The sequence below is a fragment of the Ferrimonas sp. genome (genome assembly GCF_048263965.1).
In the GTDB taxonomy this organism is placed as follows: domain Bacteria; phylum Pseudomonadota; class Gammaproteobacteria; order Enterobacterales; family Shewanellaceae; genus Ferrimonas.
Map to the genome: position 1 here is coordinate 511,463 of NZ_JBLXDO010000001.1, position 21,883 is coordinate 533,345.

The 21,883-nt window shown below is 59.2% G+C and carries 23 protein-coding genes; 19 read left to right on the forward strand and 4 right to left on the reverse strand.

The annotated features are described in order from the left end of the window. The first annotated feature begins 3 nt into the window (after nucleotides 1-3). The 13 genes from tsaE (at nucleotide 4) to rlmB (ending at nucleotide 13,949) form a co-directional block, all read left to right on the forward strand. Nucleotides 4-459 carry a tRNA (adenosine(37)-N6)-threonylcarbamoyltransferase complex ATPase subunit type 1 TsaE gene (gene tsaE, locus ACN0RV_RS02395; RefSeq protein WP_417345203.1) on the forward strand — a complete coding sequence of 152 codons (456 nt, stop codon included), beginning with the start codon at nucleotides 4-6 and terminating at the stop codon, nucleotides 457-459. Between the two features lie 3 nt (nucleotides 460-462). After that, nucleotides 463-1,785: an N-acetylmuramoyl-L-alanine amidase gene (locus tag ACN0RV_RS02400; RefSeq protein WP_417345205.1), complete on the forward strand. Its 1,323-nt coding sequence runs from the start codon at nucleotides 463-465 to the stop codon at nucleotides 1,783-1,785. 9 nt (nucleotides 1,786-1,794) lie between these two features. Further along, nucleotides 1,795-3,654 (forward strand): DNA mismatch repair endonuclease MutL, encoded by a 1,860-nt coding sequence (gene mutL, locus ACN0RV_RS02405; protein ID WP_417345207.1) that lies wholly within the window; start codon nucleotides 1,795-1,797, stop codon nucleotides 3,652-3,654. A gap of 1 nt (nucleotide 3,655) precedes the next feature. Beyond that, nucleotides 3,656-4,582 (forward strand): tRNA (adenosine(37)-N6)-dimethylallyltransferase MiaA, encoded by a 927-nt coding sequence (gene miaA / locus ACN0RV_RS02410; RefSeq protein WP_417345208.1) that lies wholly within the window; start codon nucleotides 3,656-3,658, stop codon nucleotides 4,580-4,582. Between the two features lie 97 nt (nucleotides 4,583-4,679). Next, nucleotides 4,680-4,940, forward strand: coding sequence for an RNA chaperone Hfq (hfq, locus tag ACN0RV_RS02415; protein WP_028109931.1), 261 nt, complete (start codon nucleotides 4,680-4,682; stop codon nucleotides 4,938-4,940). A gap of 17 nt (nucleotides 4,941-4,957) precedes the next feature. Then, the gene (hflX, locus tag ACN0RV_RS02420) at nucleotides 4,958-6,244 is read left to right on the forward strand and encodes a ribosome rescue GTPase HflX (RefSeq protein ID WP_417345211.1); all 1,287 of its coding nucleotides are present in this window, start codon (nucleotides 4,958-4,960) and stop codon (nucleotides 6,242-6,244) included. 106 nt (nucleotides 6,245-6,350) lie between these two features. Continuing rightward, complete coding sequence (gene hflK / locus ACN0RV_RS02425; protein WP_417345212.1) at nucleotides 6,351-7,478, forward strand: FtsH protease activity modulator HflK; 1,128 nt, start codon at nucleotides 6,351-6,353, stop codon at nucleotides 7,476-7,478. Nucleotides 7,479-7,481: 3 nt separating this feature from the next. After that, nucleotides 7,482-8,366, forward strand: a complete 885-nt coding sequence (gene hflC / locus ACN0RV_RS02430; protein ID WP_417345218.1) for a protease modulator HflC — start codon at nucleotides 7,482-7,484, stop codon at nucleotides 8,364-8,366. Nucleotides 8,367-8,443: 77 nt separating this feature from the next. Beyond that, on the forward strand, nucleotides 8,444-8,629 hold the full coding sequence (locus ACN0RV_RS02435) for a DUF2065 domain-containing protein (RefSeq protein WP_417345220.1): 186 nt from the start codon (nucleotides 8,444-8,446) through the stop codon (nucleotides 8,627-8,629). Nucleotides 8,630-8,694: 65 nt separating this feature from the next. Further along, nucleotides 8,695-9,990 (forward strand): adenylosuccinate synthase, encoded by a 1,296-nt coding sequence (locus tag ACN0RV_RS02440; protein ID WP_417345222.1) that lies wholly within the window; start codon nucleotides 8,695-8,697, stop codon nucleotides 9,988-9,990. An 80-nt stretch (nucleotides 9,991-10,070) separates the two neighbouring features. Beyond that, nucleotides 10,071-10,700 carry a tetratricopeptide repeat protein gene (locus tag ACN0RV_RS02445; protein ID WP_417345224.1) on the forward strand — a complete coding sequence of 210 codons (630 nt, stop codon included), beginning with the start codon at nucleotides 10,071-10,073 and terminating at the stop codon, nucleotides 10,698-10,700. Nucleotides 10,701-10,752: 52 nt separating this feature from the next. Further along, nucleotides 10,753-13,212, forward strand: coding sequence for a ribonuclease R (gene rnr, locus ACN0RV_RS02450; RefSeq protein ID WP_417345226.1), 2,460 nt, complete (start codon nucleotides 10,753-10,755; stop codon nucleotides 13,210-13,212). After that, nucleotides 13,212-13,949, forward strand: a complete 738-nt coding sequence (gene rlmB, locus ACN0RV_RS02455) for a 23S rRNA (guanosine(2251)-2'-O)-methyltransferase RlmB (RefSeq protein WP_417345227.1) — start codon at nucleotides 13,212-13,214, stop codon at nucleotides 13,947-13,949. The genes rnr and rlmB overlap by 1 nt, the downstream gene beginning before the upstream one ends. Before the next feature lie 176 nt (nucleotides 13,950-14,125). On the opposite strand, the gene ACN0RV_RS02460 is transcribed toward rlmB, so the two are convergent. Next, nucleotides 14,126-14,872, reverse strand: a complete 747-nt coding sequence (locus tag ACN0RV_RS02460) for a DUF481 domain-containing protein (protein WP_417345229.1) — start codon at nucleotides 14,870-14,872, stop codon at nucleotides 14,126-14,128. A 274-nt stretch (nucleotides 14,873-15,146) separates the two neighbouring features. On the opposite strand from ACN0RV_RS02460, the gene rpsF reads away from it, so the two are divergent. From rpsF to rplI, 4 genes are read left to right on the forward strand one after another with little or no spacing between them, the layout of a single operon-like run. Continuing rightward, entirely contained in the window at nucleotides 15,147-15,545 is a 399-nt protein-coding gene (gene rpsF, locus ACN0RV_RS02465; RefSeq protein ID WP_417345230.1) for a 30S ribosomal protein S6, read from the forward strand. Nucleotides 15,546-15,550: 5 nt separating this feature from the next. Beyond that, a complete protein-coding gene (gene priB / locus ACN0RV_RS02470) occupies nucleotides 15,551-15,859 on the forward strand; it encodes a primosomal replication protein N (RefSeq protein WP_084643986.1) in 309 nt (102 codons plus the stop codon). Nucleotides 15,860-15,870: 11 nt separating this feature from the next. Beyond that, nucleotides 15,871-16,098 carry a 30S ribosomal protein S18 gene (gene rpsR, locus ACN0RV_RS02475; RefSeq protein ID WP_028109942.1) on the forward strand — a complete coding sequence of 76 codons (228 nt, stop codon included), beginning with the start codon at nucleotides 15,871-15,873 and terminating at the stop codon, nucleotides 16,096-16,098. Nucleotides 16,099-16,140: 42 nt separating this feature from the next. Then, complete coding sequence (gene rplI / locus ACN0RV_RS02480; RefSeq protein ID WP_417345233.1) at nucleotides 16,141-16,590, forward strand: 50S ribosomal protein L9; 450 nt, start codon at nucleotides 16,141-16,143, stop codon at nucleotides 16,588-16,590. A gap of 61 nt (nucleotides 16,591-16,651) precedes the next feature. On the opposite strand, the gene ACN0RV_RS02485 is transcribed toward rplI, so the two are convergent. The 3 genes from ACN0RV_RS02485 to ACN0RV_RS02495 form a co-directional block, all read right to left on the reverse strand. Next, nucleotides 16,652-16,756: a hypothetical protein gene (locus ACN0RV_RS02485; protein ID WP_417345408.1), complete on the reverse strand. Its 105-nt coding sequence runs from the start codon at nucleotides 16,754-16,756 to the stop codon at nucleotides 16,652-16,654. Then, entirely contained in the window at nucleotides 16,726-16,887 is a 162-nt protein-coding gene (locus tag ACN0RV_RS02490) for a hypothetical protein (protein WP_417345235.1), read from the reverse strand. Before ACN0RV_RS02490 ends, ACN0RV_RS02485 begins: the two co-directional genes overlap by 31 nt. A 120-nt stretch (nucleotides 16,888-17,007) precedes the next feature. Then, nucleotides 17,008-19,212: a S46 family peptidase gene (locus tag ACN0RV_RS02495; RefSeq protein WP_417345236.1), complete on the reverse strand. Its 2,205-nt coding sequence runs from the start codon at nucleotides 19,210-19,212 to the stop codon at nucleotides 17,008-17,010. A 94-nt stretch (nucleotides 19,213-19,306) separates the two neighbouring features. On the opposite strand from ACN0RV_RS02495, the gene dnaB reads away from it, so the two are divergent. Both dnaB and alr read left to right on the forward strand, forming a co-directional pair. Beyond that, entirely contained in the window at nucleotides 19,307-20,707 is a 1,401-nt protein-coding gene (dnaB, locus tag ACN0RV_RS02500; protein ID WP_417345238.1) for a replicative DNA helicase, read from the forward strand. A gap of 9 nt (nucleotides 20,708-20,716) precedes the next feature. Beyond that, nucleotides 20,717-21,799, forward strand: coding sequence for an alanine racemase (gene alr, locus ACN0RV_RS02505; protein WP_417345239.1), 1,083 nt, complete (start codon nucleotides 20,717-20,719; stop codon nucleotides 21,797-21,799). Nucleotides 21,800-21,883: the final 84 nt, after the last annotated feature.

Consider the following 21,883-nt stretch of genomic DNA (forward strand, 5'->3'; position numbering starts at 1 on the left):
TGAATGAGGCAATACACCCGGATCCTGGATAACGACAGTCACACCCTGGCCCTGGGGGCCGAGCTCGCCAAGCTGATCAAGCCGCCCATGGTGATCCACCTGGAGGGAGAGTTGGGCGCCGGCAAAACCACCCTGTCACGGGCATTGATTCAGGGGCTGGGTCACCAAGGGCACGTGAAAAGCCCCACCTATACCCTGGTGGAGCCCTATGAACTGAGTCAGGTCAGTGTCTATCACTTCGACCTCTACCGCCTGGCGGACCCGGAAGAGCTGGAGTTTATGGGGATTCGGGATTATTTCACCGACCGCTCCCTTTGCCTGGTGGAGTGGCCGAATCGAGGTCAGGGCGTATTGCCCCCGGCGGATCTAACCATTACCCTAAGCTATCAAGGGGATGGGCGGAGTGCGACACTCAGTAGCCATACCATCAAGGGCGAGGCACTACTGGAACAGCTATAACCGATGATAAGAGACTGGGGACGTCGGCTGTTGGTCCTGATTGGATTGACGCTGTGTTTAGGGGTGATTCCCGGCCTGGCATGGGCCAACAACATCGACACCATTCGCATCTGGCCTGATAAGGAGCGGACCCGGGTGGTGCTGGACCTGTCCGCGTCTCCCAGTTACGACAGCTTCCGCCTGGATGGCCCGGAGCGGCTGGTGCTGGACCTCAAGGGCGGGAAGCTGAACACCAAGCTCTCCGATCTGAAGTTCACCTCGTCCCAACTCAAACGCATTCGCCTCAGTAACCCACCCAAAAGCGGCACTTTGCGTCTGGTGCTGGATCTGAAGCAACCCGCTTCCCATAAGGTGTTTAAGCTGGGTCCAAAGGGAAATTATGGCCACCGTCTGGTGATCGATCTGCTGGCGGCTCCCGCAGGCAAAGCGACTTCCGCCAAAAGCAGTAAAAGCACTCCGGCTCGCAATGTGGTGATCGCCATCGATGCGGGCCATGGCGGCAAGGACCCGGGTTCCATCGGGCCGTCCGGCACCTATGAGAAAAATGTGGTGCTGCCCATCGCCCGCAAGCTCAGGGACAAGCTCAATGCCACCCCGGGGTTTGAGGCCTTCATGGTGCGCACCGGCGATTACTTTGTTTCCCTGGATCGCCGCTCTGAACTGGCGCGAAAGAAGCGGGCCGATCTGCTGCTCTCCATCCATGCGGATGCCTTTACCTCGCCACAGCCCCAGGGGGCGTCGGTGTGGGTGCTCTCCAAGCGACGTGCCAACTCCGAGATGGGTCGCTGGCTGGAAAAAGATGACAAGCTCTCAGAACTTCGGGGCATCGGTGAGGTGATCTCCGCCAGTGGTGGTGCAGATCCGCACCTTCAGCGCACCTTCCTGGATCTGGCTCGGGAAAACTCCATGGTGGAGAGTCAGGCGATCGCCGACCAGATGCTGAGGCGCATCGGCAAGATCACCAAGCTGCACAAGAAGAGCCCGCAGCACGCCAGTCTGGCGGTGCTCAAATCTCCGGATTTTCCCAGCCTGCTGATTGAAACCGGCTTTATCTCCAACCCCAATGAGGAGAAGAAGCTGCGCAGCAGTGCTTATCAGAACAAGGTGGCCGGCGCCATCCACCAGACGGTGAAAACCTACTTCACCGAGAACCCCCCAAGGGATGCCTTGCTGGCCCAGACCCGCACTCACAAGGTGACGCGGGGTGACTCTCTGTCGCGCATAGCTCAGAAGTATCGGGTCAGCGTGGCGGCGATTCGCAATGCCAACAAGTTGAAGTCTGACAACATTCAAATTGGCCAGACCCTGACCATTCCCCGTCTCTGAGGACCCCCTATGCCGATTCAGATACTGCCGCCGCAACTGGCTAACCAGATCGCGGCCGGCGAGGTCGTGGAGCGACCCGCCTCCGTGATAAAGGAGCTGGTGGAGAACTGCCTGGATGCCGGTGCCAGCCGTATCGACATTGAGATCGAGCGCGGTGGCAGCAAGGCGATGGTGATCCGCGACAATGGCATCGGCATTGCCGAACAGGAGTTGTCCCTGGCGCTCTCCCGTCATGCCACCTCCAAGGTGGCCAGCCTGGAGGATCTGGAGAGCATCCTCAGTTTCGGATTTCGCGGAGAGGCACTGGCGTCCATCAGTTCGGTCTCCAGGCTGACCCTGACCTCACGCACTCAGGAGCAGGAGCAGGGCTGGCAGGCCTACGCCGAGGGACGGGAGATGGCGGTGAAGCTTCAGCCGGCGGCCCACCCGGTTGGCACCACGGTCCAGGTGGAGGATCTCTTCTTCAACACCCCGGCGCGCCGGCGGTTCCTGCGGGCGGATAAGACCGAGTTCAACCATATCGATGAGCAGCTCAGACGCATCGCCCTGGCCAAGCCCACGGTGCACTTCACCCTGAGCCACAATGGCAAGCAGGTGAGGCAGTACCGTCCGGCCCGCACCGAGCGTCAGCATCAGCAGCGGCTAGGCGCCATCTGTGGCAATCGATTCGCCGATGCTGCCCTGGCCATCAGCGCCGGCAATGACCAGCTGCAGCTCCACGGTCACCTGGGCATCGGCGATGGCCACCAGCAGTTCAATGAGGTGCAGTACTTCTACGTCAATGGCCGGGTGGTCCGGGATCGCCTGGTCAACCATGCGCTGCGCCAGGCGCTGGAGCTCCACGGTCAGCAGCTGGATGCCGGCTACGTACTTCATCTGGAGCTGCCTCCCCAGGAGGTGGATGTCAACGTGCACCCGGCCAAGCATGAGGTGCGCTTCCACCAGGCCCGTTATGTGCACGACTTTATTCTGCAGGGGCTTAGCGATGCGGTGGCGCAGCTGACTCAGGGAGAACTTTCCCTGCAGTCGGCGCCTGACACCGACACCGTTCCCACGCCTCCTGTGTCGCAGCCTCCTGGTGGGGATACCATTCGGAGAGGTGCAGGTTATGAGGGCGCCCCCCCCGGAGCTAGGGTGTCTGAATCTGCTCCGACGGGCCAAGGGTATGGCGGCTATGCTGGGAACAGGTCCAGCGTCAGATCTGCCCCCTCAGGAGGTGGTTATACCCCGCCGCCGTTGCAACCGGCGTCCAACCGAAACGCGGTCAGCAACTACGGTGAACTGATGCGCACCGAGTCGGTGCCCGAGTCTGAGCCTCAGCAGCGGCCCGATGCGTCGGTGTGGCGTTGGCTGACTCAGCTGGATGAGCGCTTTGCTTTATTTGGGCGGGGGGATCAACTAAGATTGCTGCCCCTTGGCGCCCTGGGCAGCGCCGTACTGCGCCTGGAGCTGGCGGAACGACTGCCGCAGGGGCTGGTGGGACAACCCTTGTTATTGCCGGTGTCTGTACCCAGAATTGATGCCTGGGATGGGGTGTTGGAGTTGCAGCAGGGCCTGCTTAAGCGCCTCGGTCTGGAACTGGCCGAGCAGAAGCAGAGGCTGATTATCCGTAAGGTGCCGGCGATGCTGCGCCAAGCCAACCTGGCACAAGTGGTGCCGGAGCTGTTGCAGTGGCTGGCGTCCTTTCCTGCCGGTGAAGCCCCCAACAGTGAGGCCCTTGTGGCCTGGTTGACGGATCAGGCCGAGCCTGAGCCGGGGAACCCGGAAGCGCTGTGGCAGAGGTTACAAACCTTGCCCGGCGCCGACATAGAAAGATTAATGACCAGCCGGGGCCGGGCACTGCCCTGGCGTTCTGAGTTGGAGTCCTGATATGAGCACCACCTTGCCACCGGCCATCTTCCTGATGGGGCCGACTGCGTCTGGAAAGACCGACCTGGCCATTGAGCTGTGTCAGCGGCTGCCCTGTGATCTGATCAGTGTCGATTCGGCGATGATCTATCGGGAGATGGACATCGGCACTGCCAAGCCCAGTGCAGAAGAGCTGGCGCTGGCTCCTCACAGGCTTATCGATATCCTGGATCCGGCTGAAGCCTACTCTGCGGCAGACTTTCGTGCCGACGCCCTGAGGGAGATGGCTCAGATCACCGCCGCCGGTCGCATCCCCCTGCTGGTGGGCGGCACCATGCTCTATTACAAGGCGCTGCTTGAAGGCCTGTCTCCTCTTCCCTCTGCGGATGCGACTGTTCGGCAGAAGATCGAGGAGGAGGCAAAAAGCATCGGTTGGGCCGAATTACACCGGCAGTTGTCAGAGATCGACCCGGTTGCTGCTGAGAGAATCCACCCCAACGATCCGCAACGATTGTCGCGGGCTCTGGAAGTCTATAGAATTAGTGGCGAAACTCTGACAGAGCTGACAAAGCGTAAAAGCGATCCTTTACCGTATAAAGTCAGCCAGTTCGCCATTGCTCCGGAGCAGAGGCAGCGCTTGCATGAGAGAATCGAGCAACGATTCCACCTGATGCTTGAGGCGGGCTTCGAGCATGAGGTGCGTCGGTTGTATCAACGAGGCGATCTGCACCCAGGTCTGCCGTCCATCCGCTGCGTAGGTTATCGCCAGGTGTGGTCTTTCCTGGCAGGTGAAGATGACTACGAACAGATGACGCAGAAGGGGATAGCTGCTACCAGGCAGCTGGCAAAGAGGCAGATAACCTGGCTGAGGAGCTGGTCCGATCTGCAATGGTTGACCTCGGAGTCTGCAGGCAATGTAGATAAACTGTTACGGGGACTCGCCATCTAACTTTACATAGGCTATAACTACCAACAGCTCAGTTAGATGTTGCTTGCAGAACGGTATTTATTAAAAGCAATTAGAATATTTTAGTTAAGGAATCATTATGGCTAAGGGGCAATCCTTACAAGACCCGTTTCTGAACGCATTGCGTCGTGAACGGGTACCAGTATCTATTTATCTGGTAAACGGTATTAAGCTGCAGGGACAGATTGAGAGCTTCGATCAGTTTGTGATTCTATTGAAGAACACTGTGAGCCAGATGGTTTACAAGCACGCCATCTCCACTGTGGTTCCTGGCCGTCCATTCAACATGAACCAGAACCAGCAGAGCGGTTATAATCAACAGGATCAAAACCAGGGTTAACAGCCAGGAGAGTCTGCTTGTTTGAGCGGTATGAGGCAGGCGAACGCGCTGTACTTGTTCATCTGAACTTCTCCCGAGAGGGGGAACGAGAAGATCTGGAAGAGCTGCAATTACTGGTTTCCTCCGCAGGTGTTGACGCCTGCGGAGTCGTTACCGGATCTCGCTCCTCCCCCCATCCCAAATACTTCTGTGGCGCCGGTAAGGCAGAAGAGATCGCGGCTCTGGTCCAGGCGGAACAGGCCGATGTGGTGATCTTCAACCACGCCCTTTCTCCAGCCCAGGAGAGAAACCTCGAAGCCCTGATGAAATGTCGCGTGCTGGATCGCACCGGCCTGATTCTGGACATCTTTGCCCAACGGGCACGAACCCACGAAGGTAAGCTGCAGGTTGAGCTGGCACAGTTGCGCCACCTCTCCACCCGCCTGGTGCGTGGCTGGACTCACCTGGAGCGCCAGAAAGGGGGGATCGGTCTGAGGGGGCCGGGCGAAACTCAGCTTGAAACCGATCGGCGTTTGCTGCGCGAACGTATTAAAACCATCCTCCGACGTTTGGAGAAGGTGGCGAAGCAGCGGGAACAGGGGCGTCGCTCCAGGGCCCGCCGCGAAATTCCGACGGTGTCCCTGGTGGGGTACACCAATGCGGGTAAGTCGACCCTGTTCAATCTGGTGACCAACTCAGGCGTTTATGCGGCTGATCAGCTGTTTGCCACCCTGGATCCCACCTTGCGCAGGATCGAGATAGACCAGGTGGGGCCAGCCGTGCTGGCGGACACCGTTGGCTTTATCCGACACCTGCCCCACGATCTTGTGGCCGCCTTTAAGGCGACGCTGCAGGAGACCCGGGAAGCGGACCTGCTTCTGCACGTGGTGGATGCCCATGACCAGCGAGCCGTCGAGAATATCGAAGAGGTTCATCGGGTTCTTAAGGAGATTGAGTCCGATGAGATCCCGCAGTTGCTGGTTTACAACAAGGTGGACCTGCTGGAGGACGCGGTGCCGCGCATCGACCGGGACGACCAGGGTCGACCGGTGCGGGTGTGGGTGTCTGCTCAGGCAGACCTGGGTCAGGAGTTCCTGTTTGAGGCACTCAGCGACCTTCTCGGACGGCAAATAGTTGAACTATCATTAAAACTACCGCCAGCTGAGCACAAGTGGCTCAACGTCTTCTTTGAACTTAGCGCGGTTCAGAGCAGTCAATATGATGAGGAGGGGAACTGCCTGGTGGCGATCTCCCTTCCGGAATCGGAGTGGCGTAGACAGGTGAAGGCTTCGCAAGGGAAGCTAGAGCACTTTATCATCCAGTAATTGCCTGATAAATTAGCGTTAAACCTCTAAGCTATCGGCAGGGGCGTAATGACCGCATACGGCGGACGTTTCCACCTGGTCCCGATAAGATATAACGGAGAACTACATGGCCTGGAATGAGCCTGGAAATAAGGGAAATGACCCCTGGGGGAACCGCGGTGGCAATGATCAGGGTCCACCGGACCTGGATCAGGTGTTCCGCAAGCTGTCCTCGCGCTTTGGCGGTAACCGTGGCGGAGGCCTGAGCGGCGCCGCCGTAGGCATCGCTGCCCTTTTGCTGGCCGCGGTATGGGGCCTGTCCGGTTTCTACAAGATTGAGGAAGCGGAGCGCGGTGTGGTGCTGCGTTTCGGTCAGTACTATGAGCTGGTTGAGCCTGGTCTGGGCTGGAAAGCCACCTTCATCGATGAGGTGACTCCGGTGAACGTCAACAACATCCGAGAGCTGCCCGCTTCCGGCATGATGCTGACCATGGACGAAAACGTGGTGGCGGTGCAGATGAAGGTTCAGTACCGCATCACCGACCCTCGAGCCTACCTGTTCAACGTGACCAATCCGGATGAGTCTCTCAACGAGGCGATGGACAGTGCCCTGCGCTATGTTGTGGGCCACACCACCATGGATGACATCCTGACCACCGGCCGTGAGCAGGTGCGTCAGGACACCCGTACCGAGCTGGAGGGGATCATTGAGCCCTACGGCCTGGGTCTGACCGTGGTCGACGTCAACTTACTGCCTGCCCGTCCGCCGGAAGAGGTGAAAGACGCCTTCGATGACGCCATCTCCGCCCAGGAAGATGAGGAGCGTTTCGTGCGTGAAGCGGAAGCCTACGCCCGTGCCGTTGAGCCTGAGGCTCGTGGTCAGGTGCAGCGTATGGAGCAGGAAGCCACCGCATATCGTGAGCGTGTCACCCTGGAAGCCGAGGGTGAGGTAACCCGGTTCGTTCAGTTGTTGCCTCAGTATCAGGCGGCGCCTGAAGTGACCCGTGAGCGTCTCTACCTGGAGACCATGGAGAAGGTATTTGGCAACACCTCCAAGGTGATGGTGGATACCGAGGGCAACGGCTCCATGTTCTATCTGCCTCTGGACAAGATCATCGAGCGCTCTTCCGGCAAGAGTGCGCCTCGTACAGGGTCCACTCAGGTAAACGACAGCAGCTCTCTGCCTTCGTCCACCTTTAACAACAACCGCAGCTCCAACAGCCGTGGCGGCAGCATTCGTCAGGGGAGGAACTAAGCCATGAGACCCGTAGCTATTGTCACTCTGGTCCTGGTGTTTTTCCTGGGACTTTCCAGCCTGTTCGTGATCAGCGAAGGTGAACGCGGCATCGTGAAGCGTTTCGGTAAGATCGCCAAGGACGCCGACGGCGTTACCCTGGTGTATGAGCCAGGCCTGCATTTCAAGGTGCCGGTCATCGACTCGGTGATCCGACTGAACGCCCGTATCCTGACTCTGGATGCGCCCGCTGACCGCTTCGTGACCTCCGAGAAGAAAGATTTGATGGTGGACTCCTACGTGAAGTGGCGCATCATCGATTTCGAACGCTTCTACCTGTCGACCTCCGGTGGTAACCAGTTGCAGGCGGAAGCGCTGCTGCAGAGTAAGATCAACAACGGCCTGCGTAGCGAATTCGGTTCCCGTACCATCTCCGAGATCGTCTCCGGCAGCCGCGATGAGCTGCAGCAGGAGGCCCTGAAGGCCGCGTCCGACAGTGCCCTGGAGCTGGGCATCAAGGTGGTGGACGTCCGGGTTAAGCAGATCAACCTGCCCCGAGAGGTGAGTCAGTCCATCTACGATCGTATGCGCGCCGAACGAACTGCCGTGGCCAAGGAGCACCGCTCTCAAGGTCGCGAGAAGGCAGAGGTGCTTCGCGCCGAGATCGACGCCAAGGTCACGGTAATGCTGGCGGAAGCCGAGAAGAAGGTTCGGACTCTGCGTGGTCAGGGTGAGGCTCAGGCCGCCAAGATCTACGCCGATGCCTACAATCAGGCGCCTGAGTTCTACAGTTTTATGCGCAGCCTGGATGCCTACGCTAAGTCCTTCAACAGCAAGCAGGACGTACTGGTGGTCTCTCCGGACTCGGAGTTCTTCCAGTACATGAAGGGCGCCAACAAGGCCAACTGATCTCGGTTACGTTGAAAAGCCCGGCTCAAAGCCGGGCTTTTTCTTTAATGGGAAATGTTCTTCAAGGAGAGTGAGTTATGTCTGAATCCTGGCTTCTGGCCCTGGGTTTGTTGTTGTTGATGGAGGGGATAGGACCGGCCCTGTTGCCTCGTCAGTGGCGCGCTGCGGTGTCCGAACTGAGTCAGCAGCCTGATGCTATCCTGAGGCGCATCGGAGGCGCCCTGGTGACTGCGGGTGCGGTAATTCTGTACATTTTTTCTTAATAACGGCTGTTTTGCTCAGGCTGTTTTGCTAGAATCCTGCTTTAACCACCTACTCTGTATCCATAATGAGCAAAAATGTTGTTGTTCTCGGCACCCAATGGGGTGACGAAGGCAAAGGCAAGGTCGTAGACCTGCTTACTGATAAATCTTCCTATGTGGTGCGTTATCAGGGTGGCCACAATGCTGGTCATACTCTGGTTATCAACGGCGAGAAGACCGTCCTGCATCTCATTCCATCCGGCATCCTCCGCGAGAACGTCAAGTGCATCATCGGCAACGGTGTGGTACTGGCTCCCAACGCGCTGCTGCGTGAGCTGACCATGCTCAAAGAGCGTGGCGTGCCTGTCGAGGACCGCCTGCTGATCTCCGAGGCTTGCCCGCTGATCCTGCCCTATCACGTGGCGGTGGATCAGGCCCGTGAAGCGGCCCGTGGCAGCAAGGCGATCGGCACCACAGGTCGTGGTATCGGTCCGGCCTACGAGGACAAGGTAGCCCGTCGTGCCCTGCGCGTTGGTGACCTGTTCGATGCCGAGCGTTTCGCCGAGAAGCTGAAGGAGGTACTGAGCTACCACAACTTCATGCTGACCGAGTACCACCAGGCCGAGCCCGTCTCCTTCGATGAGGTGTACGAGCAGGCGATGTCTGTGGCGGATCTGCTGAAGTCCATGGTGGTCGACGTGACCGACCTGCTGGACAAGGCCCGCAAGGCCGGAGAGCCGATCCTGTTCGAAGGTGCCCAGGGCACTCTGCTGGACATCGACCACGGTACCTACCCTTATGTGACCTCCTCCAACACCACTGCCGGTGGTGTGGCCACAGGTTCCGGTTTCGGTCCTAACCGCATCGACTACGTGCTGGGCATCATCAAGGCCTACGCCACCCGTGTGGGCGGTGGTCCATTCCCCACCGAGCTGGATGACGATGTTGGTCAGCACCTGGGTGAGAAGGGCCATGAGTTTGGTGCCACCACCGGCCGTCAGCGCCGCTGTGGCTGGCTGGACATCGTGGCCATGCGTCGCGCCGTTCAGATCAACGGCATCACCGGCCTGTGCCTGACCAAGCTGGACGTCCTGGACGGCCTGGAAGAGCTGAAGCTGTGCACCGGCTACAAGATGGCCGACGGCAGCATCGTTGAGGTTCCGCCCCTGGCCGCCGAAGACTACGAGCAGGTAGAGCCCATCTACGAGAGCATGCCTGGCTGGAACGACAACACCTTTGGTGTGGTGGAGCACGACAAGCTGCCCCAGGCGGCGCTGGATTACATCGCCCGCATCGAAGAGCTGCTGGAGGTCCCCGTGGACATCATCTCTACCGGCCCGGACAGGGTAGAGACCATGATTCTGCGGAATCCATTCGCCTAACAGCGACAGTGACGGGGCCAACTGGCCCCGTTATGCTATGTTGGACTACAGATTGAACAACCCGGGCCGATAACCCAAGTATGAGACGAATTCTGCTGCTGCTCACAACTCTGATGATGATGGCTCCTGCCCGTGCGGAACTGCAGGCGGTGGAGCTGTACTCGCAGGATGCGCTGCTGCAGATGATTCGCGACAATACCCACCTGGCTCAGATGCGTCGCGACGACTGTCAGCTGGTCGAGGATGTCCGGGCTCATGCCAAGGTGCTTAAGGAGCCCGCCTACCAGATGCTGTGGGCCGATATGCTGATGTACGGTGTCTGCGTGGACGAGGATGTTCGCGAAGGGTTCTATTATCTGGAGACCGCTTCTGAGTCCGGCCTGCCCGATGCTCTGGAGCAGTTGGCCCGTTACTACCGCATCGGCAAGTTCACTTTGGTGAACAATGACCTGGCGGTTCACTACTATAAGCTTGCCTCAGAACAGGGCCACCTTCGCGCCCGGTTCGATCTGGTGCGCATGTACATCAACGGCCATGGTGCCCCGAGGGATTATCCCCAGGCCTACCGCTGGCTGTTTGAGGAGGTGTACCAGCACGAAGAGGACAGGCAGACCGCCCGCACTCTCCTGGCTCAACTGGAGCCTCTGATCCCGCCCCGCACCGTTGCGGCCATCCGAGCGGATCAGAAATTTCAAGATAAGTACCGTTGATTGCCGGTATACTTGAAGCTAAATCCCCCTTTTTTCTACGAGAATTTAACTATTGGATAAAAACGATCCCCATTATCAGCGTGAGGCTGAGAAGTACGAAAACCCCATTCCCAGCCGTGAATACCTGCTGCAGCTGATCGCTGACGGCCGTGGCCTGATTGGCCGCGATGAACTGGCGGCGGAACTGGGCCTGGAGGGCGAGCAGTATATCGCCCTGATGCGTCGCCTGCGCGCCATGGAGCGTGACGGACAGCTGGTGTACACCCGCAAAGGACGCTATGGCATTCCGGAAAAGATGGACCTGCTCACCGGCACGGTGCTTGGCCACCGGGATGGGTTCGGCTTCTTCCGCCCCGATGATGGCAGCCAGGATCTCTTCCTGACCGAGCGCACCATGCACAGTGTGCTCCACGGGGACCGAGTGATGGCTCAGGGAGATCGTCACGATCGCCGTGGTCGCCAGGAGGGGCGCATCGTCCGGGTACTGGAACCGAGAAACCCGATGATCATTGGCCGTTACTTCACCGAAGACGGTGTCGGTTTTGTGGTGCCCGACGACAGGCGCATCAGCCAGGACATCCTGATTCATGAAGGCGACCGCATGGGGGCCCGCCTCGGCCAGGTGGTGTCCGTTGAGCTGGTGCAGCGACCAGGTCGGCACACCCACGCCAGAGGCAAGGTGGTTGAAGTGCTGGGCAACGAGATGGATCCCGGTATGGAGATCGACATCGCCCTGCGCAATCACGATCTGCCCCACCAGTGGCCCGAAGCCCTGCTCAAGCAGGTGGAAGGAATTGACGACGAGGTCAGCGAAGAGGACAAACAGGGGCGCATCGACCTGCGTAAGCTGCCTCTGGTGACCATTGATGGTGAAGACGCCCGTGACTTTGACGATGCGGTCTACTGCGAGAAGAAGAGCGGTGGCGGCTGGCGCCTGTGGGTGGCCATCGCCGACGTCAGTCACTATGTGCGCAGCGGCACGCCTCTGGACGATGAAGCGATTAAACGGGGTAACTCCGTCTACTTCCCGGCTCAGGTGATTCCCATGCTGCCGGAGAAGCTCTCCAATGGCCTCTGCTCCCTGAATCCCGGAGTGGACCGTCTGTGCATGGTGGCGGAGATGACCGTCTCCAAGGCGGGCAACCTCTCCGGCTTCAAGTTCTATCCCGCGGTGATGCACTCTCACGCGCGCCTGACCTACACCAAGGTGGCGGCCATGCTCGACGGCGATGAGCGCCTGCGCGAGCGATATGCCGAAGTGCTGCCTCACCTGGAGGAGCTGCACAAGCTCTACGGTGCCCTGGATCAGGCCCGGGTGAAGCGCGGTGCCTTGGTGCTGGAGACCACAGAGACTCAGTTTATCTTTAACGCCGATCGCCGCATCGAGCAGATCGTGCCCCGTGAGCGAAATGTCGCCCACAAGATGATCGAGGAGTGCATGATTCTGGCGAACGTGGCCGCCGCCAAGTTCGTCAAGAAGCACAAGGGTGAAACCCTCTACCGGATCCATGAAGGGCCGGGCGAGTCCAAACTCAAGTCTCTGAGAGACTTCCTGGGCCAGCAAGGGCTGCAGCTGGGCGGTGGTGAGAAGCCCTCTCCGGCGGACATCGCCAAGCTGCTTTCCTCTCTTGAGGGGCGGGGAGATGCGGAGCTGGTGACCACCATGGTGCTGCGCTCCATGAAGCAGGCGGTCTACAGCCCCGACGATCTGGGCCACTTCGGCCTGGCGCTGCAGGGCTATAGCCACTTTACCTCTCCTATTCGTCGCTACCCGGATCTGATTCTGCACCGGGTGATCCGCTCCCTGCTGGTCAAGGACCAGGGGCTGATCAAGAAGGCGATGGACAAGATGAAGGGCCGCAGCCAGGATGGGGCGGCGCTGCATTACGATACCCAGCAGCTGGTAGAGCTGGGGGATCACTGCTCCCTGACCGAGCGCCGTGCCGATGACGCCACCCGGGATGTGTCCGACTGGCTCAAGTGCGAGTTTATGCAGGACCATGTGGGAGACACTTTCGACGCGGTGATCAGCGGCGTCACCAGTTTTGGCCTGTTTGTCCGCCTCAACAGCTATCACATCGACGGCCTGGTGCACATCTCCAGCCTGGAGAATGATTACTTCCACTTCGATGCGGTCCGCCAGGGGCTCTACGGCGAGCACAGCGGTAAGCGCTACCGTCTCGGCGATGAAGTTCGGGTCAAGGTGCTGTCGGTGAAGCTGGACGATCGTCAGATCGAGCTGGGCATGGTGGAGGAGAAGGGCGTCGGCAAGAAGATGAAGGCCAAGGCCAAATCCAGCCGCAAGCAGGCCCAGAAACCGTCTCAAAAGCCTGCCGACAAGCAGTCGCAAAAGGGCCCTTACAAGGCCGGCGACGGCAAAGGCAAGGGCAAGTCAGGCCGTGGCAAGGAGAACGGTAAGCCCAAGTCCGGCGGCCGAGGCAAAGCCTCTCAGAAACAGACAGCGGGTCGGGATACTCCGGCCAACAAGAGTAAGAAGCGGAATAAGCAGTAATGAAACAAGAGATGGTGTTTGGCCTCCACGCGGTGGAGGCTCTGTTGCAGTCCGAGCCTGAGCGGGTGAAGTCAATCTGGCTGCTCAAGGGGCGGGACGATGAGCGCCTGCACAAGATCCTGCAGCTGGCCAAGCAAAACGGCATCAGCTGTCAGCCGGCGGCGCGAAAGGCCCTGGATGAGAAAGCGGCATCCCCTCAGCATCAGGGCGTGGTGGCCGCGGCCAAGCCTGCCCCGGTGAAGGGGGAAGCGGAACTGGCTGCCCTGCTCGATGGGGTTGAGACGCCGCTGCTGCTGATCCTCGATGGGGTCACCGATCCCCACAACCTGGGTGCCTGCCTGCGCAGCGCCGACGCCACTGGGGTTCATGGGGTGATTGTGCCCCGGGACCGTTCTGCTAGCCTGGGCCCGGTGGTGCGCAAGGTGGCGGTGGGTGCCGCCGAAAACATCCCCCTGTTCCAGGTGACCAACCTGGCGCGCACCATGCGTGAACTGCAGGAGCGTGGGGTGTGGATCGTGGGCACCGCGGGCGAAGCGGACCATGACCTCTATCAGGCCAAGCTGACCGGTCCTCTGGCCATCACCATGGGCGCCGAGGGCAAGGGGATGCGTCGCCTGACCCGTGAGCACTGTGACGAGCTGATCTCCATTCCCATGGCCGGGGTGGTCACCAGCCTGAACGTGTCTGTGGCCACCGGGGTATGCCTGTTTGAAGCGGTGCGTCAGCGTCGGGGCTAACTCGGATCCACAAATGACAAAGGGCGCCTTGGGGCGCCCTTTTCTGTTCTGTCTGCTGTGTCTCTAGGGCGCTTTGCTCAGTCCAGATGCCCATTTACTTTGAGCGCACTGTCGACACACCGAGGCCTTAGTGGCTGGATGCTGGCGCAAAAACATTCAGCAAAGGTCAACACGCCCTAGAAGGTATAGAGCAGGTTGACCGTGGAGATGATGTCGGTGCGTTCGCTGTTCTCCGGTACCCGGTCGGTGAACTTGATGTCGGTGCCGATCTTCAGAGCCAGGTCCGCCCACAGCTGGTTTCGGATGGACATCTTCAGGGTGGCAACGGTGTTACGGTTACCGGTTTCCACCGCCCCCTCTGCATTGAAGGTGGTGTACTCATGGAGCCGCTGCTCAAATTTGCCGGAGAAACGGGCAATCCCCTCGTCTGTGGAGCTGCTCTGGTCCGCATCGTCATCGGTGAGGTTGGGTTCGTTGAAACGGTAACCGCCACCCGCTTCCAGTGATAGCTTGGTGTGGCGACGGTCAATCAGGGTGAAACCGTAACCCGCTGAGTAGATCTGCTGCTGGGTGAAGGAGCCGAACCTGTCCCAGATCAGTTCGCTACGGCCATAGAGGTAGTTGCTGCCGCTCAGCTTGTAGTCGAGCTGGTATTCGACGGTGTACTGCTCTGCGGTGGCGCTCTGGTTGTCCGAGGCGAAGTAGGCCTTGAGCACGGTTTCGTGCTTGGCGGAATCACCGTCGTAGACCAGCTTTCCCCGGCTGTTGAAGTTGCTGGACTCGGTGTTGCCCGAGGTGTATTGCAGGCCCAGTTCCACCTCGGCGTCGAGGCGATCCTCCGGTTCCTTGTACTCCGGCGGCACCAGGGCCAGGGCCTTGGGAGCGATGAGCAGTATGGGCAGCCAATAGGGTGTCTTTAACACTGTGTTTGTGCACTCTTGTCATTATGGGATGGGCCCGTTGCGGGCCAGTGGCAGAGACACAGTGTACTCCGCCCCCGCCATCAGTGGAAGGTGGTGATGAACTGACGTCGTCCGCGAAAGCCGGGGAGAATAACCTCCGCAAAGGCGCCAATTTCCTTGCTCAGCATGCCCATTTGCTGTAATATGCGCCGGCTAATCAGCCGAAACCCTTTTTGTTCCTTGCCTCTAGGTCCGGCTGAGCCTGCAAGAGGCTGAATAACCGTAAGGATCAATAATGCGTCATTACGAAATCGTATTTATGGTTCACCCTGATCAGAGTGAACAGGTTCCTGGCATGATCGAGCGTTACACCGCTACCATCGGTAAAGATGGTGGTTCTGTAACCCGTCTGGAAGACTGGGGCCGTCGCCAGCTGGCATACCCAATTGAGAAGCTGCACAAGGCTCACTATGTTCTGGTTAACGCTGAAGCTACCGCTGAAGCCATCGAAGAGCTGGAAACTGCTTTCCGCTTCAATGATGCCGTTATCCGCAGCATGGTAATCCGCACCAAAGGCGCTATCACCGAGCCTTCCGCTATGGCCAAAGCCAAGGAAGAGCGTCGTGAGCGTGAAGAGCGTCGCGAAGCCAAGCCTGCTCCTGCACCTGCTGCTGAGGAAGCCAAGGCCGAGTAATTGTTGTGAATACCAACCGCCTGGAGCTGACTGGCACCGTCCTTCGGCCTCCTAAACGGGCAACCGGTATCAACGGAGTTCCCCACGGGTACTTCGTTCTGGAGCACCGCTCCATGCAGCAGGAAGCGGGACTGAATCGTCCGGTTTACTGCAAGATACAGGTGGTCGTAAGCGGTCGGGAAGCACAACCCTTACTGGATTCATTGGACTCAGGTCAGCCAATACGGGTGGCGGGATTCCTCGCCTGGCAACAGAGCAGGAATGGCCAAAGCCGCCTGGTATTGCACGCTGACTCAATTGAACCTATTTCATAGGAGATGCCCAAATGGCACGTTATTTCCGTCGTCGTAAATTCTGCCGTTTCACTGCAGACGGTGTTACTGAGATCGACTACAAAGACGTAGCGACTCTGAAAAACTACGTTACCGAAAGCGGTAAGATCGTACCGAGCCGTATCACTGGCACCAGCGCTAAGTACCAGCGTCAGCTGGCTCGCGCCATCAAGCGTGCTCGTTACCTGGCTCTGCTGCCTTACACTGACCTGCAAGGTTAAGTTCGGCATTAGGTTAACCCTTTAAAAGTAGAGGAAAAGGTAATGGAAGTTATTCTGCTGGATAAAATTGCCAAGCTGGGCGGTCTGGGTGACAAGGTAACCGTTAAATCCGGTTACGCTCGTAACTACCTGCTGCCTCAAGGCAAAGCGGTATTCGCTAACGAAGCCAACATCGCTGAGTTCGAAGCTCGTCGCGCTGATCTGGAAAAGAACATCGCTGACAAGCTGGCTGCTGCTGAAGCTCGCGCCGAGAAACTGGCTGCTCTGGAAGCCGTTGTTATCGCCTCCAAGGCCGGTGACGAAGGTAAGCTGTTCGGTTCCATCGGTACCCGCGACATCGCCGACGCCATCACTGCTGCTGGCGTTGAAGTAGCCAAGTCTGAAGTTCGTCTGCCTGAAGGCGCTCTGCGTCACACTGGCGAATTCGACATCGCTATCGCTCTGCACAGCGAAGTTAGCACCGACGTTAAGATTTCCGTTGTTGCTGAGTAATCTGCCGCATTAGTCGGAAGATTGAGAAACACCGCCTCCGGGCGGTGTTTTTTTTTGCCTGCTATTTGGTACTGCGCACAGGCTCTTTGACCAGAGAGTTGGCCAGTTTGGTCACTCTGGGCATCACCGTCAGGCTCAGGGTGAATGCCAGAGGCCAGGCCAGCAGGAAGCTCTCGCCCCAGCGCTGCGCCCAGCTGGCATCGATGCCGGTAGGATGGTGGTCAGGGCGGCGGACATTACCAGCCCCATGGTAAAGGAGCCCAACAGGGCGGTGAACAGCAATTTGGGCCGATTCATGGTGTCTCCATGGCTAAGCCTGTTCGGTGAACTCCATTGAAGTACGCCCAGGGCGCAGCAGCGGACCAAAAAAAGAGACGCACTCCGGTGCGCCTCTCTTGTTTGGCCTGAACCTGAGGATTACTCCACCAGGGTCAGCTCACTGAGGAGGTTGTCGGCATTGTCGACCTGCTCCATCATCCATAGCACATAGCGGAAGTCCACATGCACCGCCCGGGTGATCTCCGGGTTGAAGTACCAGTCCTTGGTGATCGACTCATAGGTGGAGTCGAAGTTCAGGCCCACCAGATCGCCGTCACCGTTGAGGATGGGGGAACCTGAGTTGCCGCCTGTGGTGTCAACGCTGGAGAGGAAGTTCACCGGCACCGAGCCGAAGTGAGCATCACGGGCTTCAGGGCAGGAGAAGATGGCGCAGTACCAGGCCTGATTGTCGGCCTTCAGGCTCTCCTGGAAGAAGCTGCCGTAGCGTTTGGCCTGGATCGCCTCGACCACCTTTTCAGGGGCGTTGAAGGGATAGACGCCGGTGTGCTTCTCCACAATCCCTTCCAGCTTGGTGAAGGGCTGCTTGTAGAGGGCGTCGGCAGACTGGTAACCATCCACCACACCATAGCTGACGCGCAGAGTGCCATTGGCGTCAGGGTACACAGGCTGATTGCGGCTGTCGTACCACTCCAGCAGGGCATCCATCACCGCCGGACGGGCGGCGGTGATTTCACCGGCCAGGGTCTGGCGCTCCTTGCGGTTGGCTTCGTTGGCGTCATACAGGGCCACGGCCATCTGGATGAAGGGGTCTTTGCTGGCCTTGAAGGCGTCGACCGGCTGGGTCATCCACTCCAGGCGCTTGGCACCGTCATGAAGCTCGGTGTTGGCGTAGGCCTGATCCAGGTCCAGAGTCGCCAGCACCTTGTCCAGGGCGGCAGTACGGTTGTCCTGGCCCAGGTAGGCGTCGATGTCGGTCTGCCACAGGGCCCGGTCCATACGGGAGTCGTAGCTGCGAGACAGACGGTTGAGTCGGCCCTGGAGCATCTTCATGTCACGCTCCTGATAGCCCTCTTCACGCTCCGCGTCCGGCTTCTGACGCTCGTTCGCCAGCTTGTAAAGGCGATTGGCGGTGCTCAGCATGGCACTGGATTGGGCGTTTTCGAAGTAGAAGGCGCGCTGCTTGTAGTCGCGCTGTTTGGCCAGCTTCTGCTGCAGTTCATCCACCTTGGCCAGTTGATTGGCGTGCTTGGCATCGGCCTTCAGCCAGTCGATGAACGCCTGCTCACTGCTGCCCTTGATGGCGGGGATGTCGGTCTTGCGGAAGCCGTCCAGCAGGCCGTTCAGCTTCTTCATGCGGTTGGCCAGGCTGGCCTTGGTGCCGGCGTAGGCGATCTTAATGACGCCATCGTCCACTCCATACTGATCGATCAGATCGATATGGTGCTGGTAGCGCTTGGCAGCCACCGGGTATTGCCAGTCGGAGGCGAACTCCAGCTCGCTCAGCAGCTTGTGACGGCTGGTGCGGCCAGGGTAGCCTGCCACCAGGACGCCGTCCCCTTCGCGAACGCCGCTGGCGTTGACCTTGAGGAAGCTCTTTGGCTGGTAGGGCACGTTCTCTTCGCTGTAGGCGGCAGGGGAGCCGTCCGGGGCCACATAGGCGCGCAGGAAGGTGAAGTCGCCACTGTGACGTGGGTATTCGAAGTTGTCGATGTCGTCGCCGTAGGAGCCGACGCTCTGAGGCGGTGCGTACACCAGGCGTACGTCGCGAATCATCAGCTGGCGAAGCAGGTAGTACTTCTTGCCGCCGTGGAAGCTGCGAACGTGGCAACGGTAGTTGTCGTTGGACTCACACTCCTTGAGCAAGGCTTTTCGGTTGCCCTGGATGGTGTGGTAACGCTGGTAGCCGTCCATTTCGTCGGTGGTACCTGCGTACACTTTATCGGTGACATCTTCAATCTTGTCAGTAACGTAGAGGCGTTCCTGTGGCCCGGCAGAGGGCTCTTTGTCCATGGAGGTGGCCAGGAAGCCATCATCCAGGTAGTTGTGCTCTTCATTGCTGTTAAACTGGATGCCCCGGTAGGCACAGTGGTGGTTAGTGACCACCAGGCCTTTGGGAGAGACGAAGGAGGCGGTACAATAGCCGAGTCCCACCACCGCATTCATTGGATACTGGTTCAGATCGGCCAGCTGATCCGCTGGCAGACGGATACCGGCTTGTTTCAGCTCATCCGCCAGTTGCGGCATCTGCATTGGCAGCCACTGGCCCTCATTCGCCAGGGCGGGCATCGCCAGGGAGAGGCTCAGCGCCAATGCTGATACCGAAGAAGAAGCTTTGGTTGGCATGGGAGATCCCTTTATTATTATGAATCCTGTCTGGGCTGGCGCCCGGAAAGGGGCAATCTTATCAACTAAAAGTTCCTAGTGTAACGGGTTTAACATGGCAGAAACACGCCAGCGCGAAAGCGGGCAGCAGAAAACGGTCGACCAACTGAAGATCCCTCCGCACTCCATTGAGGCGGAGCAGTCGGTCCTGGGTGGCCTGATGTTGAACAACGATGTGTTCGACCAGGTGGCCGAGCGAGTGGTCAAAGAGGACTTCTACAGCCGCAGCCATCAGTATATCTTCGCCGCCATGTCCCTGCTGCTGGAGGGGGGCCACCCCCTGGATCTGGTGACGGTCTCCGAAGAGCTGAGTCGTCAGGGGGAGCTGGAAAACGTCGGCGGCATCCCCTACCTGTCTGACATATCTCGTAACACTCCAAGTGTCGCCAACATTGTCGCCTACGCCGAAATTGTCCGTGAACGGGCGGTGGTGCGCGAGATGATCAAGGTGGCCAACGACATCGCCGACGCCGGCTTCAATCCTGAGGGGCGGGACTCTGCCGCTCTGCTGGACCTGGCGGAAACCAGGGTGTTCAAGATTGCCGAAAGCCGGACCAACGCCAACGAGGGCCCGGAGAACATCAAGAGCATCCTGGAGAAGACGGTCGATAAGATTGAGCAGCTCTACTCCAACCCCCACAACGGGGTGACCGGGGTCTCAAGTGGTTTCTCGGATCTGGATAAGATGACCGCCGGATTCCAGCCGTCGGATCTGATCATCGTGGCGGCCCGACCCTCCATGGGTAAGACCACCTTCGCCATGAACCTGTGCGAAGCGGCAGCGATGAACGAAGACCACCCGGTGCTGATCTTCTCCCTGGAGATGCCCTCGGAACAGATCATGATGCGTATGCTTGCCTCCCTGGGCAGGGTAGACCAGACCAAGATCCGTACCGGCCAGCTGGACGACGAGGATTGGGCAAGGGTCTCCAGCACCATGGGGCTGATGATGGAGCAGGGCAAGATGTACATCGATGATGCCTCTGGCCTGACCCCGACGGAAGTGCGCTCCCGGGCACGGCGAATCGCCCGTGAGCACGGGGGACTTTCCATGATCATGGTGGACTACCTGCAGCTGATGCAGGTGCCGGCCCTGGCCGATAACCGGACCCTGGAGATTGCCGAAATCTCTCGCTCGTTGAAAGCCCTGGCCAAGGAGCTGAACGTACCGGTGATTGCCCTGTCTCAGCTTAACCGCTCATTGGAGCAGCGGGCCGATAAGCGCCCGGTGAACTCCGACCTTCGTGAATCTGGCTCCATCGAGCAGGATGCCGACCTGATTATGTTTATCTACCGGGATGAGGTGTATCACCCGGATACCGCCGAGAAGGGCACCGCCGAGATCATCATCGGTAAGCAGCGTAATGGCCCCATTGGCAAGGTGCCCCTTACCTTCCAGGGGATGTTCTCCCGCTTTGACAACTATGCCGGCGGCGGTTTCGAGTACGACGAGTAAGGACCTGCAGTGCGATTTTCTCCTGTGGCTGAGATCAGCCGAAGTGCCCTGTTGCACAACCTGGGCCGGCTGCGCCAACTGGCGCCCGGTGCAAAGATCATGGCGGTGGTCAAAGCCAATGCCTATGGCCATGGTTTGACGACTCTGGCCCGGTGGCTGGATGATGCCGGAGTGAATGGATTCGGCATGGCCAGGCTGGAGGAAGCGCTCTGCCTGCGCCGCGAAGGGATCGGTGCCCGGATGCTGTTGCTGGAGGGGGTGTTCTCCGAAGAGGATCTGGAGCTGGCGGCCAGCCACGACTTGGAGGTGGCCATTCACGACAGTGAACAGGTGGCGATACTGGAGCGCGCCGCACTCAGCAAGCCGGTGCGCATCTGGCTGAAACTGGACACAGGCATGCACCGCCTCGGGGTTCAGCCTCATCAGTTCGAAGCCCTGTATCAGCGCTTGCGTGCCCTGGACAACATCCAGGGAGAAATCAACTTCATGACCCACTTCGCCGTGGCCGATGAGGCGGAGAATCCAGAAACCACCCGGCAGATTGCCCTGTTTAATCAACTGACCAAGAATCTGCCTGGTGAGCGCACCCTGGCCAACTCCGCCGGTACCCTGGCCTGGCCCGCGTCCCACGGGCAGTGGGTGCGTGCCGGGCTGGCGCTGTACGGCGGGTCTCCGATGATTGCCGGTCGTCCGGAAGACTATGAACTGAAGCCGGTGATGACCATGAAAACCGCGGTGCTGGCGGTGCGGGAGCACAAGGCGGGTGATCCCGTGGGCTACGGGCAGAGCTGGCGCGCCAGTCGTGACACCCGCCTGGCGGTGATCGCCATGGGCTATGGGGATGGCTACCCCCGCCATGCGGTCAGCGGCACACCGGTGCTGATCAATGGCAAACGCTATCCCCTGGCAGGCCGTGTCTCCATGGATATGATCACCGTGGAGATCGGCGACGATCCGGTCCAGGTGGGCGATGCCGTGGTGCTGTGGGGGGAAGGCTTGCCGGTGGAGGAGGTCGCAGAGTGTGCGTCTACCATACCCTATGAGCTGCTGTGCAGCACCACCGCCCGGGTTCAATATCGGTACGTGGAGTAGGGCACCCCAAAGCGCAGCTTATGAAGCGCATCCAAGTTGCTTGTGCGCGGTGTTGATCCGCATTCATTTTCTTGAGCTTTCTCT

Bases quoted from the DNA above. Each gene is read 5' to 3' on its own strand.
- rlmB (WP_417345227.1), top strand. From the start codon at position 13,212: ATGAAACAAGAGATGGTGTTTGGCCTCCACGCGGTGGAGGCTCTGTTG.
- hfq (WP_028109931.1), top strand. From the start codon at position 4,680: ATGGCTAAGGGGCAATCCTTACAAGACCCGTTTCTGAACGCATTGCGT.
- ACN0RV_RS02435 (WP_417345220.1), top strand. From the start codon at position 8,444: ATGTCTGAATCCTGGCTTCTGGCCCTGGGTTTGTTGTTGTTGATGGAG.
- hflK (WP_417345212.1), top strand. From the start codon at position 6,351: ATGGCCTGGAATGAGCCTGGAAATAAGGGAAATGACCCCTGGGGGAAC.
- ACN0RV_RS02495 (WP_417345236.1), bottom strand. From the start codon at position 19,212: ATGCCAACCAAAGCTTCTTCTTCGGTATCAGCATTGGCGCTGAGCCTC.
- ACN0RV_RS02445 (WP_417345224.1), top strand. From the start codon at position 10,071: ATGAGACGAATTCTGCTGCTGCTCACAACTCTGATGATGATGGCTCCT.
- rpsR (WP_028109942.1), top strand. From the start codon at position 15,871: ATGGCACGTTATTTCCGTCGTCGTAAATTCTGCCGTTTCACTGCAGAC.
- rpsF (WP_417345230.1), top strand. From the start codon at position 15,147: ATGCGTCATTACGAAATCGTATTTATGGTTCACCCTGATCAGAGTGAA.
- ACN0RV_RS02400 (WP_417345205.1), top strand. From the start codon at position 463: ATGATAAGAGACTGGGGACGTCGGCTGTTGGTCCTGATTGGATTGACG.
- tsaE (WP_417345203.1), top strand. From the start codon at position 4: ATGAGGCAATACACCCGGATCCTGGATAACGACAGTCACACCCTGGCC.
- miaA (WP_417345208.1), top strand. From the start codon at position 3,656: ATGAGCACCACCTTGCCACCGGCCATCTTCCTGATGGGGCCGACTGCG.
- rplI (WP_417345233.1), top strand. From the start codon at position 16,141: ATGGAAGTTATTCTGCTGGATAAAATTGCCAAGCTGGGCGGTCTGGGT.
- mutL (WP_417345207.1), top strand. From the start codon at position 1,795: ATGCCGATTCAGATACTGCCGCCGCAACTGGCTAACCAGATCGCGGCC.
- dnaB (WP_417345238.1), top strand. From the start codon at position 19,307: ATGGCAGAAACACGCCAGCGCGAAAGCGGGCAGCAGAAAACGGTCGAC.
- ACN0RV_RS02440 (WP_417345222.1), top strand. From the start codon at position 8,695: ATGAGCAAAAATGTTGTTGTTCTCGGCACCCAATGGGGTGACGAAGGC.
- hflC (WP_417345218.1), top strand. From the start codon at position 7,482: ATGAGACCCGTAGCTATTGTCACTCTGGTCCTGGTGTTTTTCCTGGGA.
- ACN0RV_RS02490 (WP_417345235.1), bottom strand. From the start codon at position 16,887: ATGAATCGGCCCAAATTGCTGTTCACCGCCCTGTTGGGCTCCTTTACC.